This window comes from Microbacterium helvum, from assembly GCF_014779795.1.
Lineage (GTDB): Bacteria > Actinomycetota > Actinomycetes > Actinomycetales > Microbacteriaceae > Microbacterium > Microbacterium helvum.
Genome location: NZ_JACXZS010000002.1, coordinates 15,232 through 29,548, shown reverse-complemented (window position 1 = coordinate 29,548; position 14,317 = coordinate 15,232). Strand labels below are relative to the sequence as shown.

16 protein-coding genes are annotated in these 14,317 nt (G+C 70.1%); 7 read left to right on the top strand and 9 right to left on the bottom strand.

What is annotated here, in order from left to right; genetic code table 11:
- Positions 1-65: 65 nt before the first annotated feature.
- Positions 66-911, bottom strand: coding sequence for an endonuclease domain-containing protein (locus IF188_RS20470; RefSeq protein ID WP_191170364.1), 846 nt, complete (start codon positions 909-911; stop codon positions 66-68).
- Positions 912-1,375: 464 nt separating this feature from the next.
- Between IF188_RS20470 and IF188_RS03210 the strand changes: the two genes are divergently transcribed.
- Entirely contained in the window at positions 1,376-2,596 is a 1,221-nt protein-coding gene (locus IF188_RS03210; RefSeq protein ID WP_396652735.1) for a trans-sulfuration enzyme family protein, read from the top strand.
- A gap of 4 nt (positions 2,597-2,600) precedes the next feature.
- On the opposite strand, the gene IF188_RS03205 is transcribed toward IF188_RS03210, so the two are convergent.
- The 4 genes from IF188_RS03205 to IF188_RS03190 all read right to left on the bottom strand — a co-directional run bounded on the left by IF188_RS03205 (position 2,601) and on the right by IF188_RS03190 (position 5,096).
- Positions 2,601-3,173, bottom strand: coding sequence for a hypothetical protein (locus tag IF188_RS03205; protein ID WP_191170363.1), 573 nt, complete (start codon positions 3,171-3,173; stop codon positions 2,601-2,603).
- Between the two features lie 63 nt (positions 3,174-3,236).
- Positions 3,237-3,779: a MerR family transcriptional regulator gene (locus tag IF188_RS03200; RefSeq protein WP_318152750.1), complete on the bottom strand. Its 543-nt coding sequence runs from the start codon at positions 3,777-3,779 to the stop codon at positions 3,237-3,239.
- A gap of 121 nt (positions 3,780-3,900) precedes the next feature.
- The gene (gene ftsR, locus IF188_RS03195) at positions 3,901-4,593 is read right to left on the bottom strand and encodes a transcriptional regulator FtsR (protein WP_191170362.1); all 693 of its coding nucleotides are present in this window, start codon (positions 4,591-4,593) and stop codon (positions 3,901-3,903) included.
- Positions 4,593-5,096 carry an FHA domain-containing protein gene (locus tag IF188_RS03190; protein ID WP_191170361.1) on the bottom strand — a complete coding sequence of 168 codons (504 nt, stop codon included), beginning with the start codon at positions 5,094-5,096 and terminating at the stop codon, positions 4,593-4,595. Before IF188_RS03190 ends, ftsR begins: the two co-directional genes overlap by 1 nt.
- Positions 5,097-5,311: 215 nt before the next feature.
- On the opposite strand from IF188_RS03190, the gene IF188_RS03185 reads away from it, so the two are divergent.
- Positions 5,312-5,659: a hypothetical protein gene (locus tag IF188_RS03185; protein WP_191170360.1), complete on the top strand. Its 348-nt coding sequence runs from the start codon at positions 5,312-5,314 to the stop codon at positions 5,657-5,659.
- Between the two features lie 49 nt (positions 5,660-5,708).
- Here the strand turns inward: IF188_RS03185 and IF188_RS03180 are convergent, their stop codons facing one another.
- Positions 5,709-6,110, bottom strand: a complete 402-nt coding sequence (locus IF188_RS03180) for a hypothetical protein (protein ID WP_191170359.1) — start codon at positions 6,108-6,110, stop codon at positions 5,709-5,711.
- Positions 6,111-6,216: 106 nt separating this feature from the next.
- Between IF188_RS03180 and IF188_RS03175 the strand changes: the two genes are divergently transcribed.
- Together IF188_RS03175 and lpdA are read left to right on the top strand one after the other, a co-directional pair.
- On the top strand, positions 6,217-6,912 hold the full coding sequence (locus tag IF188_RS03175; RefSeq protein ID WP_191170358.1) for a copper resistance CopC family protein: 696 nt from the start codon (positions 6,217-6,219) through the stop codon (positions 6,910-6,912).
- A gap of 10 nt (positions 6,913-6,922) precedes the next feature.
- Complete coding sequence (lpdA, locus tag IF188_RS03170; protein ID WP_191170357.1) at positions 6,923-8,323, top strand: dihydrolipoyl dehydrogenase; 1,401 nt, start codon at positions 6,923-6,925, stop codon at positions 8,321-8,323.
- Between the two features lie 120 nt (positions 8,324-8,443).
- Here lpdA and IF188_RS03165 read toward each other — a convergent pair whose 3' ends face one another.
- Both IF188_RS03165 and IF188_RS03160 read right to left on the bottom strand, forming a co-directional pair.
- Positions 8,444-9,061 (bottom strand): CYTH domain-containing protein, encoded by a 618-nt coding sequence (locus IF188_RS03165; protein ID WP_191170356.1) that lies wholly within the window; start codon positions 9,059-9,061, stop codon positions 8,444-8,446.
- Complete coding sequence (locus IF188_RS03160) at positions 9,054-9,281, bottom strand: response regulator (RefSeq protein ID WP_191170355.1); 228 nt, start codon at positions 9,279-9,281, stop codon at positions 9,054-9,056. Before IF188_RS03160 ends, IF188_RS03165 begins: the two co-directional genes overlap by 8 nt.
- 83 nt (positions 9,282-9,364) lie before the next feature.
- Between IF188_RS03160 and glgP the strand changes: the two genes are divergently transcribed.
- Entirely contained in the window at positions 9,365-11,917 is a 2,553-nt protein-coding gene (glgP, locus tag IF188_RS03155; protein WP_191170354.1) for an alpha-glucan family phosphorylase, read from the top strand.
- A 117-nt stretch (positions 11,918-12,034) separates the two neighbouring features.
- Here glgP and IF188_RS03150 read toward each other — a convergent pair whose 3' ends face one another.
- Positions 12,035-12,859 carry a DUF559 domain-containing protein gene (locus tag IF188_RS03150; protein ID WP_191170353.1) on the bottom strand — a complete coding sequence of 275 codons (825 nt, stop codon included), beginning with the start codon at positions 12,857-12,859 and terminating at the stop codon, positions 12,035-12,037.
- A 211-nt stretch (positions 12,860-13,070) separates the two neighbouring features.
- Here IF188_RS03150 and IF188_RS03145 point away from each other — a divergent pair, with 211 nt between their 5' ends.
- Together IF188_RS03145 and IF188_RS03140 are read left to right on the top strand one after the other, a co-directional pair.
- Entirely contained in the window at positions 13,071-13,802 is a 732-nt protein-coding gene (locus IF188_RS03145) for a glutamine amidotransferase (RefSeq protein WP_191170352.1), read from the top strand.
- A gap of 77 nt (positions 13,803-13,879) precedes the next feature.
- Positions 13,880-14,221 carry a hypothetical protein gene (locus tag IF188_RS03140; RefSeq protein ID WP_191170351.1) on the top strand — a complete coding sequence of 114 codons (342 nt, stop codon included), beginning with the start codon at positions 13,880-13,882 and terminating at the stop codon, positions 14,219-14,221.
- Positions 14,222-14,317 lie beyond the last annotated feature (96 nt).

Genomic DNA, 14,317 nt, shown 5'->3' with positions numbered 1-14,317 from the left:
CCTGTTGAGCGGGACGGATGCCGGGCGCCCGGCATCCCCCGCTCCCCGAGTTCATCCGCGGGGGGTCACGCCACGCGCAGCAGCTTGCGCACGCGGGCCACCAGAATCTCCGGCGAGACGAATACCTGCTCGGACGGGACTCGGACGACCCGCCACCCCAGGTCTGCCAACCGCTCGTGCTTCTCGAGGTCGCGCTGCCATTGCGCGCGATCGGTCCGATGCTGGTCACCCTCGTACTCGATCGCGATCCTGGCCCCGCGGTACACGAGATCGACGCAGCCGACGAACTCGCCCTTCGTGTCGTAGATGTCGACATCGAGCTCCGGCTCCGGAAGGCCCGCATCACGAAGGACGAGGCGGGTCCAGGTCTCCGGCCTCGAAGTCGCGCCGGCACGGACCAGCGGCAACGCCTCGCGGAGCCGGTCCGCACCGACACGGCGCCCTGCCTGGACGGCCGCTGTGAGATCTGCGACGCTCCCCCAGGGCGGACGTTCGACGCGTCCGCGCGGCCCAGGAATGCGAGGCGTCCGGACGACGGCATCCGCGATCGCGACGACGTCGTAGAGGTTCGTCAGCACACCGGCAAGCATTGCCCACGTCGTGGCCGGGTCGGTGACTCGCACGCCCAGATCGGGATGGTCGACGACGGTCACCATGTCGTCACGGATCTGGTGTCCCACAGCCCCTGCCATACGCGTTGCGCGCCCCGGGCAGCTGACATGCGGCTCGACGCCCTTGAGCAGAAGCCAACCGGGCAGAGGCAGCCCCCAGATCACCGCAGCCGTGACGTGGCTGAAGTACTCGGAGCTCGCCATGTTCAGCGACCAGTGAGCGACCCCGGTGAGGATGCGCTCCCGTTGCAGCGTGAACGCGTCGAAGTCGTCGTCGTCAACCCGATCGGCCGTGGTCACGGGTACTCGTATGCCGTGAAATGGGCGCGCGAACAGCTCGCCGTCGAGCGTTCGACGCGCTGCGCCGGCGCGACGTGCGTCGCTTACGCGGAATGCTCCGCCGTGATCCGATGCCATGCGCTCAGCGTGCCAAGGATCGCGAGACGACATCCAGGGTTATCCACAGGGCGTCCCCGCGCATCCCCTCCCCGCGCACCGCACACCCCGTTCATCCGTCACAGATGTACGCGTAACCCCGGTCTGTGCGTACATCTGTGACGGATGAACCTCTGGGGTGGTGCAGCACGCGACGGGGCACGGAGCCACGAGCGGGGGGCAGGGGGAACAGGGGGACGATGGATGCCGGGCGCCCGGCATCCCCCTTCATTCACCACTTTGCTCACCGGATGAGCAGTCTGCGCACTTAGTGCACGGCGGGCTGAACACGACTTGCCAATCGCGGCGAAGTCGCTGACCATATCGCCATGGCACCGATGACGTTGCATCCCGACAGCATTGCCGTGCACGCCGGCCGCGAAGACCTCGCGGACCTCGGCGTCCACGCACTCCCCCTCGACCTCTCGTCGACGAACCCGCTCCCCGACCTCGAGCTCGGCGGCATGTCGTACGAGGTGCTCGCCACCGGCGGTCATCCGTTCGAGGGCGGGTCGAACGTGTACGCGCGCCTGTGGAATCCCACGGTCGCGCGCTTCGAGGAGGCGCTGGCACGGCTGGAGCACGCCGAAGAGGCGGTCGCGTTCTCGTCGGGCATGGCGGCGATGACGGCCGTGCTGCTCGGGGTGACGCACGAGTCGGGCACGCGGCACATCGTCGCGGTGCGGCCGCTGTACGGCGGCACCGACCACCTGCTGGCGTCGGGGCTGCTCGGCGTCGAGACCACGTTCTGCTCGCCCGCGGACGTGGCCGCCGCGGTGCGCGACGACACCGCACTGGTCGTGCTGGAGACCCCGGCGAATCCGACGCTCGAGCTGGTCGATGTGCGCGCCGTCGTCGCCGCGGCCGGCAGCGTGCCGGTGCTCGTCGACAACACGTTCGCGACCCCGGTGCTGCAGCAGCCGCTCGACCTGGGCGCCGCGCTCTCGCTGCACAGCGCCACGAAGTACCTGGGCGGTCACGGCGATGTGGTCGGCGGCGTGGTCGCGTGCGACGCGAAGCTGGCCGCCGCCCTGCGTCGCACCCGCGCCATCACGGGCGCGATCATGCATCCGCTCGCCGCCTATCTGCTGCATCGGGGGCTGGCGACGCTGCCGGTGCGGGTCCGCGCGCAGCAGGAGGGCGCGCGGGTCGTCGCGGAGTGGCTCACGACCCGTCCGGAGGTCTCACGCGTGCACTTCCCGGGCTTCGCCGCCTGCGATCCGTACGGACTGGTCGGCCGGCAGCAGGCCGGTCCCGGTGCGATGATCGCGATCGAGCTCGCGGGTGGATTCGAGGCCGCCGCCGCGCTCACCGGCGCCGTGCAGCTGTTCACCCACGCGGTGTCGCTCGGCAGCGTCGACTCGCTCATCCAGCACCCCGCGGCGCTGACACACCGCCCGGTCGCCTCGGACGCGAAGCCCTCGGACGCCCTCGTGCGCCTGTCGATCGGCCTGGAGGACCCGCAGGACCTCATCGCCGACCTGGCGCAGGCTCTGAGCACGACGGCGGCGCGCGAAGCGGCAGCAGCGGCCGCCGCCGTGCGCGGGTGACGCTTCAGCCCAGGACGTCCGCGACGATGTCGCAGAACGGGCGGCCGTCGTGGCCGGAGACCTTGGGCACGTCCACGACGGTGACGATGTCGTCGTCGGGGCTGCTGGTCGGCCCCGGTTCGATGAGCAGTTCGACCCAGACCGTGCGCGCCCCGACGAGCTCTGCGCCGCGCTCGGAGTGCACCACCAGCACCGCGGGGCTCTTCGAGAGGATCGTGAACGTGCCGTCGGCGTTCTCGGTGACGGCGAGATCCTGGTCGAGCCCGTCCACCTGCACGACCAGCGCGGCCCCGTTCGCCGGGTTCCACCACGTCCACTCGCCGTGGTGCGTGCTCTGCCCGTACAGTGCGCCTCGCCGTTCCATGAGCTGGAACCGTCCTTCGTCATGGAACGAGAACCGCACCTCGAAGTCGACCTCCTCGGTGCAGAACGGCGCGTAGTACTCCTGCGCGATGCCGCTCCCCTCGTCGACCCAGTTCTCGACGTACGGCGGCCCGGCGGCGACCGCCGGCATGGCGGATCCGACGATGAGCAGTGAGGCGATGGATGCCGCGACGGCGGCGGTTCGACGGAACATATGCCGGAGCGTACGGCGCCGCCGACGGCATCAGAAGAGCCCGGATACCGCGTGAGTACCGCGTCAGGCGGTGCGGGCGGCCCGGCGGGCGGCGAGCTCATCGAGCTCGCCGGGCTTCTCGACCTCGAACTCGACGAGCTCGGACTCGACCTCGCGCAGGACCTTGCCCACCGCGATGCCGAAGACGCCCTGACCGCGGCTGACGAGGTCGATGACCTCGTCGTTCGAGGTGCACAGGTACACCGAGGCCCCATCGCTCATGAGCGTGGTGCCGGCGAGGTCGCGGATGCCGGACGCGCGCAGCTGGTCGACCGCGGTGCGGATCTGCTGCAGCGAGATGCCGGTGTCGAGCAGGCGCTTGACGAGCTTGAGCACGAGGATGTCGCGGAAGCCGTACAGCCGCTGCGAGCCGGAGCCGGTCGCACCGCGCACGGTCGGCACGACGAGTTCGGTGCGGGCCCAGTAGTCCAGCTGGCGGTAGGTGATGCCCGCCGCGCGCGCCGCCACGGCGCCGCGGTAGCCCACCTCGTCGTCCATCGCCGGAAGCCCGTCGGTGAAGAGGAGTTCGGCGGAGAAAGGCTCGCTGTCAGCCATGTCACGGGTCATGCCCGTCCCCCCTCCGAATCGGTAACTTCCACGCTAGATCAGCCTCGTGCCCGCGGCAACGACATCCGGCGTTCGGGCTTCGGCGTGTCGCGCGAAGGACCCGGATCGGATGCCGGCGGCCTCAGGACAGCAGGCGGTCCAGGGCCGTCCGCACGAAGATCGCACGCACCTCGTCGAGCCGCTTGGCGAGCTCGGGGGCCACTTCGCCGGCGCGGCCGCGTGAGGCGGCATCCGTTCTGCGCAGCAGCGGCGCGAGAGCCGATTCGACGAGCGCGACGTCGCGTTCGGCGTTCTGTCGCAGGGCCCGGACGTGCCGCGGCTCGATGCCGTGGCGGTCGAGGGCGACCAGGGCCCGCAGCAGCGCGACCTGCTGCTCGCCGTAGACGTCGGCGCCGGTCATGACGCCGGTGCTGATGGCGTCGTTGAGCAGCTGTGGCGCGGCGCCGGCGGCGGCCAGGAGCTCGTCGCGGCGGTAGCGGCGCGGAGCCGGCACGATCGACGGCGGCGGAACGGACGAGGGCGTCGCCGGATCGCGACCGGCGTCGACGTCTTCGAGGTAGTCGCGGATGACCGACAGCGGCAGATAGTGGTCGCGCTGCAGCGTCAGCGCGAGGCGCAGGCGCTCCAGATCGGCCTGCGAGAACTTGCGGTACCCCGACTCGGTGCGCAGCGGAGTGACGATGCCCTGCACTTCGAGGAAGCGCAGCTTGCTCGAAGTGAGTGCCGGGAACTCCGGCGACAGACGCGCCAGAACCTGACCGATGCTGAGAAGACCCGCGGACGTCGCGTTTTCACGGACGGAAGCCGCGGGCATCAGGCGTCCGCCGCCCGCGCGAGGTCTGCCGGTGAGACGAAGAAGTTGAGGCGGAACTTCCCGATCCGCACCTCGGCGCCGTTGCTGAGCGTGGCGCGGTCGACGCGTTCGCCGTTGACGTACGTGCCGTTGAGCGAGCGCTGGTCGACGAGGTCGAACGTCGTGCCCGACCGCGTGATCTCGGCGTGACGGCGCGACACGGTCACGTCGTCGAAGAAGATGTCCGCCTCGGGATGCCGTCCGACCGTGGTGACGTCGGAGTCCAGGAGGTAGCGCGCACCAGCCGTGGGGCCCGAGCGGACCAGCAGCAGCGCGGCACCCGAGGGAAGCGCATCGATCGCGTCGAGCTCGGCCTCGCCCAGTTCGCTGCCGAACGGCACGAACGACAGGTCGGAGTCGTGACCGAAGGTCTGCGTCGTATCGGCCGCACGGTCGGAATCGTGTGCGTCGGCCCCGGCTGCGCGGCGGATGTCGCCCTCATCGGGTCGGCGGTCGTGCTCCACGGTGTCCTCCTCTGTGGCGTTCAGCCTATCCGATCGATTCGGCCACGGACGAGGCCGGATTCTGCGAGTCGGTCATGTCCCGTCCATCGCCCGGACCTGATCGCGCAATGTTTCGCCCCGTTTCGCGCGGGATGCCGCGGGTGGGGGTGCCGTCTTAGCCTGGCTGCACCGATCCGAAGCGGACCGGCATCCACCCGCCACGAAGGAGCACTCCCGTGTCCAGCCCGTACAGCCGCATTCCCGCCCTCGAGGTGCGTGAGCGTGCGGCGTGCATGTGCGACCACGGCGACACCTGCTCCTCGTTCGCTCCGGGCCACGCCCTGCACCTGATCCAGGCGCGACTCGCCTCGGCGACGCCCTCGGACTGGGCGGACGCGATCGTCGCCGAATCGGACGCGCGCTCGGGCTTCGTCGTCGTCCGCACGCTGGCGGGCGAAGAGGTCGCGCTGTGGAACGGCACGGGTGCGGCGGCCGCCGCGACGCCGGGCACGCCCGTGGCGCTGCACGAGCGGTACCACGTGCTCGCCGTCGGCGCGGCGCGCTTCAACGTCCTGCGCGGCTGACGGCGTTTCGTCTCGCTCCGCTCGCTCAACGGCCGGGGAGCGACGAGCCTCAGCTCATCGCCATCATCATGTCCTTGACGGCCATGCAGGCGTCCATGCACGCCTTGCAGGACTGAGCGCACATCTTGCAGACCTCGCTGTGGTCGGCGTGCTCCATGCACTCGTCCATGGTCATCTCGCACATCGCGATGCAGGCGTCGAGCATCGACATCATGACCGCGGGGGTCATGCCCTGCATGCGCATCATCGAGCGCATCATCGTGTTGCACATGTCGGCGCAGTTCATACAGGCCGTCGCGCACGACATCATCTGCGTCGAGCACACCGTGCATGCCTGCTCGCAGGCCGAGCAGGCGTCCATACAGGCCTGCATGACGGCCATGTCCATGCTCTGCATTCCGGGCATCGACATCATGTCCTTCGACATGGCGCCCATCATCATCGCGTCCATCCGCCGCATCCTTCCGTTGCCGGGTCGGCGGGCAGATCTCCCGCCTTGCGGCCATGCTAGACCTCGACCGCCGCGGATCGAAGGGCGGATTAGGCTCGATCGGGTGATGTCACACACTCTTCACAAACCCGCCACAGCACGACTCACAGCCCTCGTCGCCGCGCTCGCCCTGGCGTTCGTCGCGGTGCTGGCGACGGCGACGCCCGCCGCCGCCCACGACGCCCTGGTCGGCACCGACCCCGCGACCGGCAGCACCGTCGCCGAGCTGCCGCCGCAGGTGACGCTCACGTTCAGCGACGCGGTCGCCCCCGATGACGGCGCGACCGTCGTCGAGGTGAAGGATGCCGCCGGCACCGAGCTCGCCGACGGCGCACCCGTCGTGCAGGACAACACCGTGACGCAAGCCCTCGCGGGCGAGGCGTCGGGCGTGATCACCGTGACGTGGAAGGTCGTGTCGAGCGACGGGCACCCGACCTCGAACACGTTCTCGTTCACCGTCGAGGGCGCGGCGCCGACTCCCACCGAGTCCGCCACGACCGCCCCCACTCCGACCGAGTCGGCCGAGCCCGCTCCGACCGCGGCGCCGAGCGAGACGGCCGCCCCGCCGGCCGACGAGGACTCGACGTTCGGCGACGTGTGGCCGTGGGTGGTCATCGGCATCCTGCTCGCCGCGGCCGGCGGAGCGATCGTGTACGTGCTGATGTCGCGTGCGCGGCGCGGCGATGAAGATGCTCGGGATGCCGCCGGCCAGGGCCGTGCGGCGAACCCCGGGCCCGGCTCCGACTCCCCCGCCGACCACTAGGCTTGAGACCATGCCTCACTACGACGTCGCCATCCTCGGCGCGGGGCCCGGCGGGTACGTCGCGGCCGTCCGTGCTGCTCAGCTCGGCCTCACGGTCGCGATCATCGAAGAGAAGTACTGGGGCGGTGTGTGCCTCAACGTCGGCTGCATCCCCTCGAAGGCTCTGCTCAAGAACGCCGATCTCGCGCACACGTTCCACGACAAGGCCGAGCTGTTCGGCATCTCGGGCGACGTGCACTTCGACTTCGGGGTGGCGTGGGACCGCAGCCGCAAGGTGTCCGAGACCCACGTCAAGGGCATCCACTTCCTGATGAAGAAGAACAAGGTCGACGAGTACGAGGGGCGCGGCACGTTCACCGGCCCGAACTCGATCACCGTCGCCAAGGCCGACGGCACGAGCGCCGAGGTCACCTTCGACAACGCGATCATCTCGACCGGCTCGCGCGTGCGCCTGCTGCCGGGCGTGCAGCTGAGCGAGAACGTCGTGACGTACGAGGAGCAGATCCTCACGCGCGAGCTGCCGACCTCGATCGTCATCGTCGGCGCCGGCGCGATCGGCATGGAGTTCGCGTTCGTCCTCACCCACTACGGCGTGAAGGTCACGATCATCGAGTTCCTCGACCGCGCGCTGCCGAACGAGGACGCCGACGTCTCGAAAGAGATCACGCGCCAGTACAAGAAGTACGGCGTCGACATCCTCACCTCGACCAAGGTCGAGACCGTGGTCGACCACGGCGACCGCGTCACCGTCACCTACACCCCCAACGCGGGCGGCGAGTCGCAGTCGATCGACGCCGACAAGGTGCTCATGTCGATCGGCTTCGCGCCTAACGTCGAGGGCTTCGGCCTGGAGACGACGGGCGTCAAGCTCACCGAGCGCGGCGCCATCGACATCGACGACCACATGCGCACCAATGTGCCGCACATCTACGCGATCGGCGATGTGACCGCCAAGCTGCAGCTCGCGCACGTGGCCGAGGCGCAGGGTGTCGTCGCCGCCGAGACCATCGGCAAGGCCGAGACCATGACGCTCGGCGACTACCGCATGATGCCGCGCGCGACGTTTTGCTCGCCGCAGGTCGCGTCGTTCGGCCTCACCGAGCAGCAGGCGCGTGACGCCGGCTACGACGTCAAGGTCGCGAAGTTCCCGTTCTCGGCGAACGGCAAGGCCAACGGCCTGGGCGAGCCGATCGGCTTCGTGAAGGTCATCGCCGACGGCGAGCACCTGGAGCTCCTCGGCGCGCACATGATCGGGCCGGACGTGTCGGAGCTGCTTCCCGAGCTGACCCTCGCGCAGAAGTGGGACCTCACCGCCCTCGAGGCGGCGCGCAACGTCCACACGCACCCGACGCTGTCGGAGGCCGTGCAGGAGGCCTTCCACGGCCTCGCCGGCCACATGATCAACCTCTGATCAGACCCACGCAGAACGCCCCGGACTTCGTCGAAGTCCGGGGCGTTCTGTCTTCCTGTTCCTGCTCGTTGAGCGGAGCGAGGAACGAGCGAAGACGAAACGCCCCGTCCGACGGACGACTCAGGCGCCGAGCGCCCGCGCGAGTTTCGAAGCGGATGCCGCCTCGCGGCCGCCTGCCGCACTCACCGCCTCTTTCACCTGATCGACCATGCGAACAACGTCCTGGGGGAAGACGGGACCGAGTTCGTACTCCCACTCCCGCCAGGTCCGCTCGACACCTGACCTGAGGTCCGTCGCGATCACATGGTCGTCCACGAACTCCGCCAGGACGCGATCCTCGGTGTCGCGAACCTGGAACGCGACGCGCGTGTTGCGGATGCGGGCGATCGGGGCGAGCATCGCAGGATCGGCGACCTCCGAGGCCGCAGCGACGACGGCATCCGGAATCGTCTCATCGTGGTCGAGCGGCCACTGCAGCTCGCGTCGCGCGCCGCCGATGAGTGGACCCTTGATGTGCCAGCCGGCATCCGGCCCGCCGACGCGGCGGCGCAGCGCGTGACCGGCCTGCCCCAGATCGAGGTCGGGTGTGTCGAAGTAGACCGCATCCAGATCGCGCACTTCGAGCAGCTGCACGTCGGCGATCGCATCGACGCGCGACCAATCCGGGAACGGGGTGTCGCCGTCGACGTCGAACTTGATCTCGAACTCGTACGTCTGACGAGGTCCGGGGTCAGTCATCCCGCCCGTCCGGGTTCGGGTCGATGTCTTCGGTGGCCTCGACGTAGACGAATCGCGTCTCGGTCGGGCCGTCGGCCTCGCCGGTGTTGGCGTCCTCGCCGTCGCGGCGGTAGACGAGCTGCCCCTCGCCGTAGGGGACGATGTAAGAGTCGTCGATGGTCGGGTCGAGCGGGATGATCTGCCCGTCGAGGGGTCCGCCGTGAAGTCGTGCGATGGCCATGACGCCAGCGTAGACCCCGGTGGCCGCTGACAGCAGGCCCTTGCGTGCAAGCGCTTCCAGGTTGTGCCCCTAGAATCGCGAGCGTGAAGGCCATCCGAACGTTCACCGTCCGTCCCGTCCTCGCCGCCCCGCTCGCTCCCCTCGACCGTCTCGCCTCGAACTGGCGCTGGTCGTGGAGCCGGGCCACCCACTCCTTGTTCGCCTCGATGGATCCCGCACTGTGGGACGAGATCGGAGCGAACCCCGCCCGCATGCTGGGCACCCTCGGGCAGGAGCGCCTCGACCAGCTCGCCCAGGACGAGGCCTTCGTCGCCCGCGTGCGCGAAGAGGACGAGCGCCTCACCGCGTACCTCGAGGGCGACCGCTGGTTCCAGCGTCTCGAGGGCGACAAGCCGGTGCACATCGCGTACTTCTCCCCCGAGTTCGGCGTCGACGGCTCGCTGCCGCAGTACTCCGGGGGCCTCGGCATCCTCGCCGGCGACCATCTCAAGAGCGCGTCCGACCTCGGCGTGCCGCTGACCGGCGTCGGCCTGTTCTACCGCGCCGGGTACTTCCGCCAGTCGATCGGCGACGACGGCTGGCAGCGCGAGAGCTACCCGCTGCTCGACCCGTACGGCCTGGGCCTGACGCTGCTGCGCGACCGCGGCGGCGCGCCGGTCGAGATCGCCCTCGACCTGCCCGGCGACCGCCGGCTGCACGCCCGCGTGTGGGTGGCCGACATCGGCCGCGTGCCGCTGCTGCTGCTGGACTCCGAGACGCCGTCGAACTCCGACGAGCTGCGGCGCGTCACCGATCGCCTCTACGGCGGCGGCGGCGAGCACCGCCTGCTGCAGGAGCTGCTGCTGGGCGTCGGCGGCGTGCGCGCGGTGCGGGCGTTCTGCGACCTGACCGGGCGTCCGACGCCCGACGTCTACCACACGAACGAGGGCCACGCCGGGTTCCAGGGCCTGGAGCGCATGTCGGAGCTCATCACGCACGACGGCCTCAGCTTCGACGACGCGCTCGCCCAGGTGCGCGCCGGCACGGTGTTCACGACGCACACGCCGGTCCCGGCCGGCATCGACCGCTTCTCGCGCGATCTGATCGCGGACTTCCTGACCAGTGGGCTGTTCCAGGGCCTCGACGCCGGCCGCGCCATCGCGCTCGGCCTGGAGACCTGGGACGGCGGCGACCAGGGCGTCTTCAACATGGCGGTGCTGGGCCTGCACCTCGGCCAGCACGCGAACGGCGTCTCGCTGCTGCACGGCGAGGTCAGCCGCGGCATGTTCGGGATGCTGTGGCCCGGGGTCGACACGGACGAGGTGCCGATCGCCTCCATCACCAACGGCGTGCACGCGCCGACCTGGGTGCACCCGGCGCTCAAGGCGGTCAGCGAGCGAGCGTGGGGCGACGCCTACACCGACACCCACGACTGGAACGACCGCGCGGTCGTGAGCGACGCCGAACTGTGGGGCGTCCGTCAGCAGATGAAGGGCGAGCTCGTGGCCGAGGCGCGGCGGCGGGTGGCGGCATCCCTCACCAACGGGCACACGCCCGCATGGGTCGGCGACCTGCTCGACCCTGACGTGCTCACGATCGGGTTCGCGCGCCGCGTGCCGACGTACAAGCGGCTGACGCTCATGCTGCGCGACCCCGAGCGGCTGACGCGGCTGCTGACCGACCCCGAGCGGCCGGTGCAGATCGTGATCGGCGGCAAGTCGCACCCGGCCGACGACTCGGGCAAGATCCTGATCCAGCAGCTCGTGCGGTTCAGCCGCGACCCGAAGGTGCGGAACCGGATCGTGTTCCTGCCCGACTACGACATCACGCTCGCGAAGGACCTGTACCCCGGCTGCGACGTGTGGCTGAACAACCCGCTGCGCCCGCTGGAGGCGTGCGGCACGAGCGGCATGAAGGCGGCGCTCAACGGCGCGCTGAACCTGTCGATCCTCGACGGCTGGTGGGACGAGTGGTACGACGGCGAGAACGGCTGGGCGATCCCGACGGCCGACACCGCGTCGAACGACGAGGAGCGCGACGACGCCGAGGCCGCGGCCCTGTACGACCTCATCGAGCACCAGCTGGTGCCGAAGTTCTATGACCGCGAGGGCGGCATTCCGCTCGCGTGGCTCGGCATGGTGCGCCACACTATGACCGACCTCGGAACCAAGGCGACGAGCGACCGCATGGTGCGCGACTACGTCCAGCGCCTGTACGTGCCGGCGGCGGCGCACGACGTCGCGCTGCGCGCGGACGGCTTCGCGCAGGCGCGCGAGGTGGCGGCGTTCACCGGCCGGGTGCGAGAGGCGTGGGGTCGCGTGTCGATCGCGAGCGTCGAGAGCTCGGGCATCCCGCAGCAGGCGCAGGCCGGCGACACCCTCGAGGTGCGCGCCGACGTGCGGCTGGACGGTCTCTCGCCCGACGACGTCGCGGTCGAGCTGCTGTACGGCCGCACGAACGAGGACGACGCGCTCGCCCGCGATCACTCGGTGCACGCGCTGGCGCCCGCGGGTGACCCGGTCGACGGTGTGACGGCGTTCCGCGCGTCGCTGCCGCTCACCGTGACCGGCACCTTCGGCTACACGGTGCGCGTGCGCCCGTCGCACCCGCAGCTGGTGTCGCCCGTCGAGCTCGGGCTGGTCACGTACGCGTCGTAGTGAATGGATGCCTCGGCCCGCGTACACAGCGCAGGAGCTTCTGGCCGACACGCCGGAGAATGGATGCCGCCACCCGGCGCGTATCGAAGACCTCCTGCGCTGTGCACGCTGCTGCGCTTACGCGAGGTGGACTCCGCGGTCGACGAGGCCGAGGATGGCGAGTTCGACGGTCGGCCAGTCGTGGACGACCAGGGCATAGTCGAAGCGAAGAGTGACGAAGCCCCAGCTGGCCGCGTGAGCGTCGCGCACGAGGTCCTTGTGGCGATGCGACTCGTCGTCGTGGTTGGCGACTCCGTCGACCTCGACGATCAGCCGGTCGCCGATCACGAAATCGACGCGGCCGACCGAGATGATCTTCTGCTGCGTGCGCACCGACAGCCCGTGTATGCGCAGCCGCCATCGCAGCAGGGACTCCAGGCCGCTGTCGGCGTCGCTGCGCGCGAACGCGATGGCCTCGCGAGCCGCGGCGTTGGTGTGAGCGCGCAGCCAGGCGAGGTCGGCGGCTGACAGCTTTCGCTTCCGCAACGCGGATTCGAGAGCGACGAAGAACGCCTCAAGCCCTTGGCATCGAAGAATCTGCCGCAGCGTCACCCGCACGGAGGGCACGCCGAATGCGTCGGTCCGATCGTCATCGACCCAGTGCACGACACACGTGCAACCGGTGTGCGCATGAACGCGTCCGCTCGAGGGCATCCCGATGTGCAGGCCGGTGCCGTACTCGGCGACCCACAGCCCGTGATGTGCGGCTGCAGTAACGCAGGCCAGCGCGCCGCCGTGGGCCGCGGCATCCCTCACATCGTCACACGCGCCGGCACGCTCGTACACGCCGCGACGCAGTGAGCGGATCGTTCCGCAGTCGAGCTCGTCGGCGAGGGCCCGCCGCGACAAGCCGCCGTCTCGCAACTCGGCGTAGGTCGACACCGGTCGCTTCGACGTGCACATGCCCCGATGCTCGCGGCAGCCGGCATCCCGTCCCCATCACCGGCCACGATCTGTGCAGAACTCGCGCGACGGCCGCACTGGGGAGGAAACGCTCGGCTCGCACAGCGCAGGAGGTTCTGGCCGACACGCTGGAGAATGGATGCCGCCACCCGGCGTGTTGCCAAGACGTCCTGCGCCGTGCACGCCGGGGCACGCGCTTTAGGCTGGTCGGGTGAAGCCGTTCGTGCTGCTCGCGACGCGGGCCGAAGACCTGCCGGCCGACGAGGAGTACGGGCTGTTCCTGCGGTACACCGGGCTCATGCCCGAGCAGCTGATCCGGGTGCGGCTGGAGGCGGGGCCGATGCCGCCGCTCGATCTCGACGGGCTGTCCGGCATCTTCGTGGGCGGCGGTCCGTTCAACGCCTCAGACCCGGCCGACAAGAAGTCGGCGGTGCAGCATCGGGTCGAGGCGGAGTTCGCCGCGCTGCTGGACGAGGTGGTGGCGCGGGACTTCCCGTTCCTCGGCGCCTGTTACGGCATCGGCACGCTCGGCGCGCACCAGGGCGCAGTGATCGACCGCCGGCATCCTGAACCGATCAGCGTCGTGCCCGTCACCGTGACCGACGCGGGAGCGGCCGACCCGCTGCTGGCCGACATGCCGCCGACGTTCGACGCGTTCGTCGGGCACAAAGAGGCGATCTCGCAGCTGCCGGCGTCGGCCACGCTGCTCGCCTCGTCGCCGGCGTGCCCGGTGCAGATGTTCCGCGTCGGCGAGAACGTGTATGCGACGCAGTTCCACCCCGAGCTCGACGTCGAGGGCATCACGACGCGCATCCACGCCTACGCCGACCACGGCTATTTCGCGTCGGATGAACTGGAGCTGACCCTTGCCGCGGTGCGCCGGGTCGCGGTGTCGCACCCGAGCCGCATCCTGCGCGCGTTCGTCGAGCGCTACGCACGCTGAGGCCTCTGGGCACGCGGGCGGCGCGGTGGTACGCTCACCGCCAACAGCCGCATCCGTCGCCCGAATCGAGGTGCGTCATGAGCCCGAACAAGCTGCTGATCGCCGCAGCCGCAGTGGTCGTCGTCGCGTCCGCGGCGATCGTCGTTCCCGGGGTCGCTGCGGGGGCACCGCTCTCGCTGCTGCCGTCGACATCGGTCGTGGCGCCCGGCGACGGCAATGGGAATGGGAACGGGAAGGCGTGGGGGCAGCACAAGGACGACCCCGGTTTTCCGGGCGGAAACGGGCGCGGGCACGGTGAGGACTCCGCGGACGACTCCGGCGAGGGCGGCAAGGCCTGGGGCCACCACAAGGACGATCCCGCGTTCCCCGGCAACAACGGCCGCGGGCACGGCAAGCCCGCGAGCCCCCCTGGTCGTTGAGCGAGCGCAGCGAGACGCAACGTCGTGAGCCACCGATCGGACGGATCGCCTCCGCGACGTGCGCGTTGGCCGGGATCCCGAGAGCGGCTCGCGACG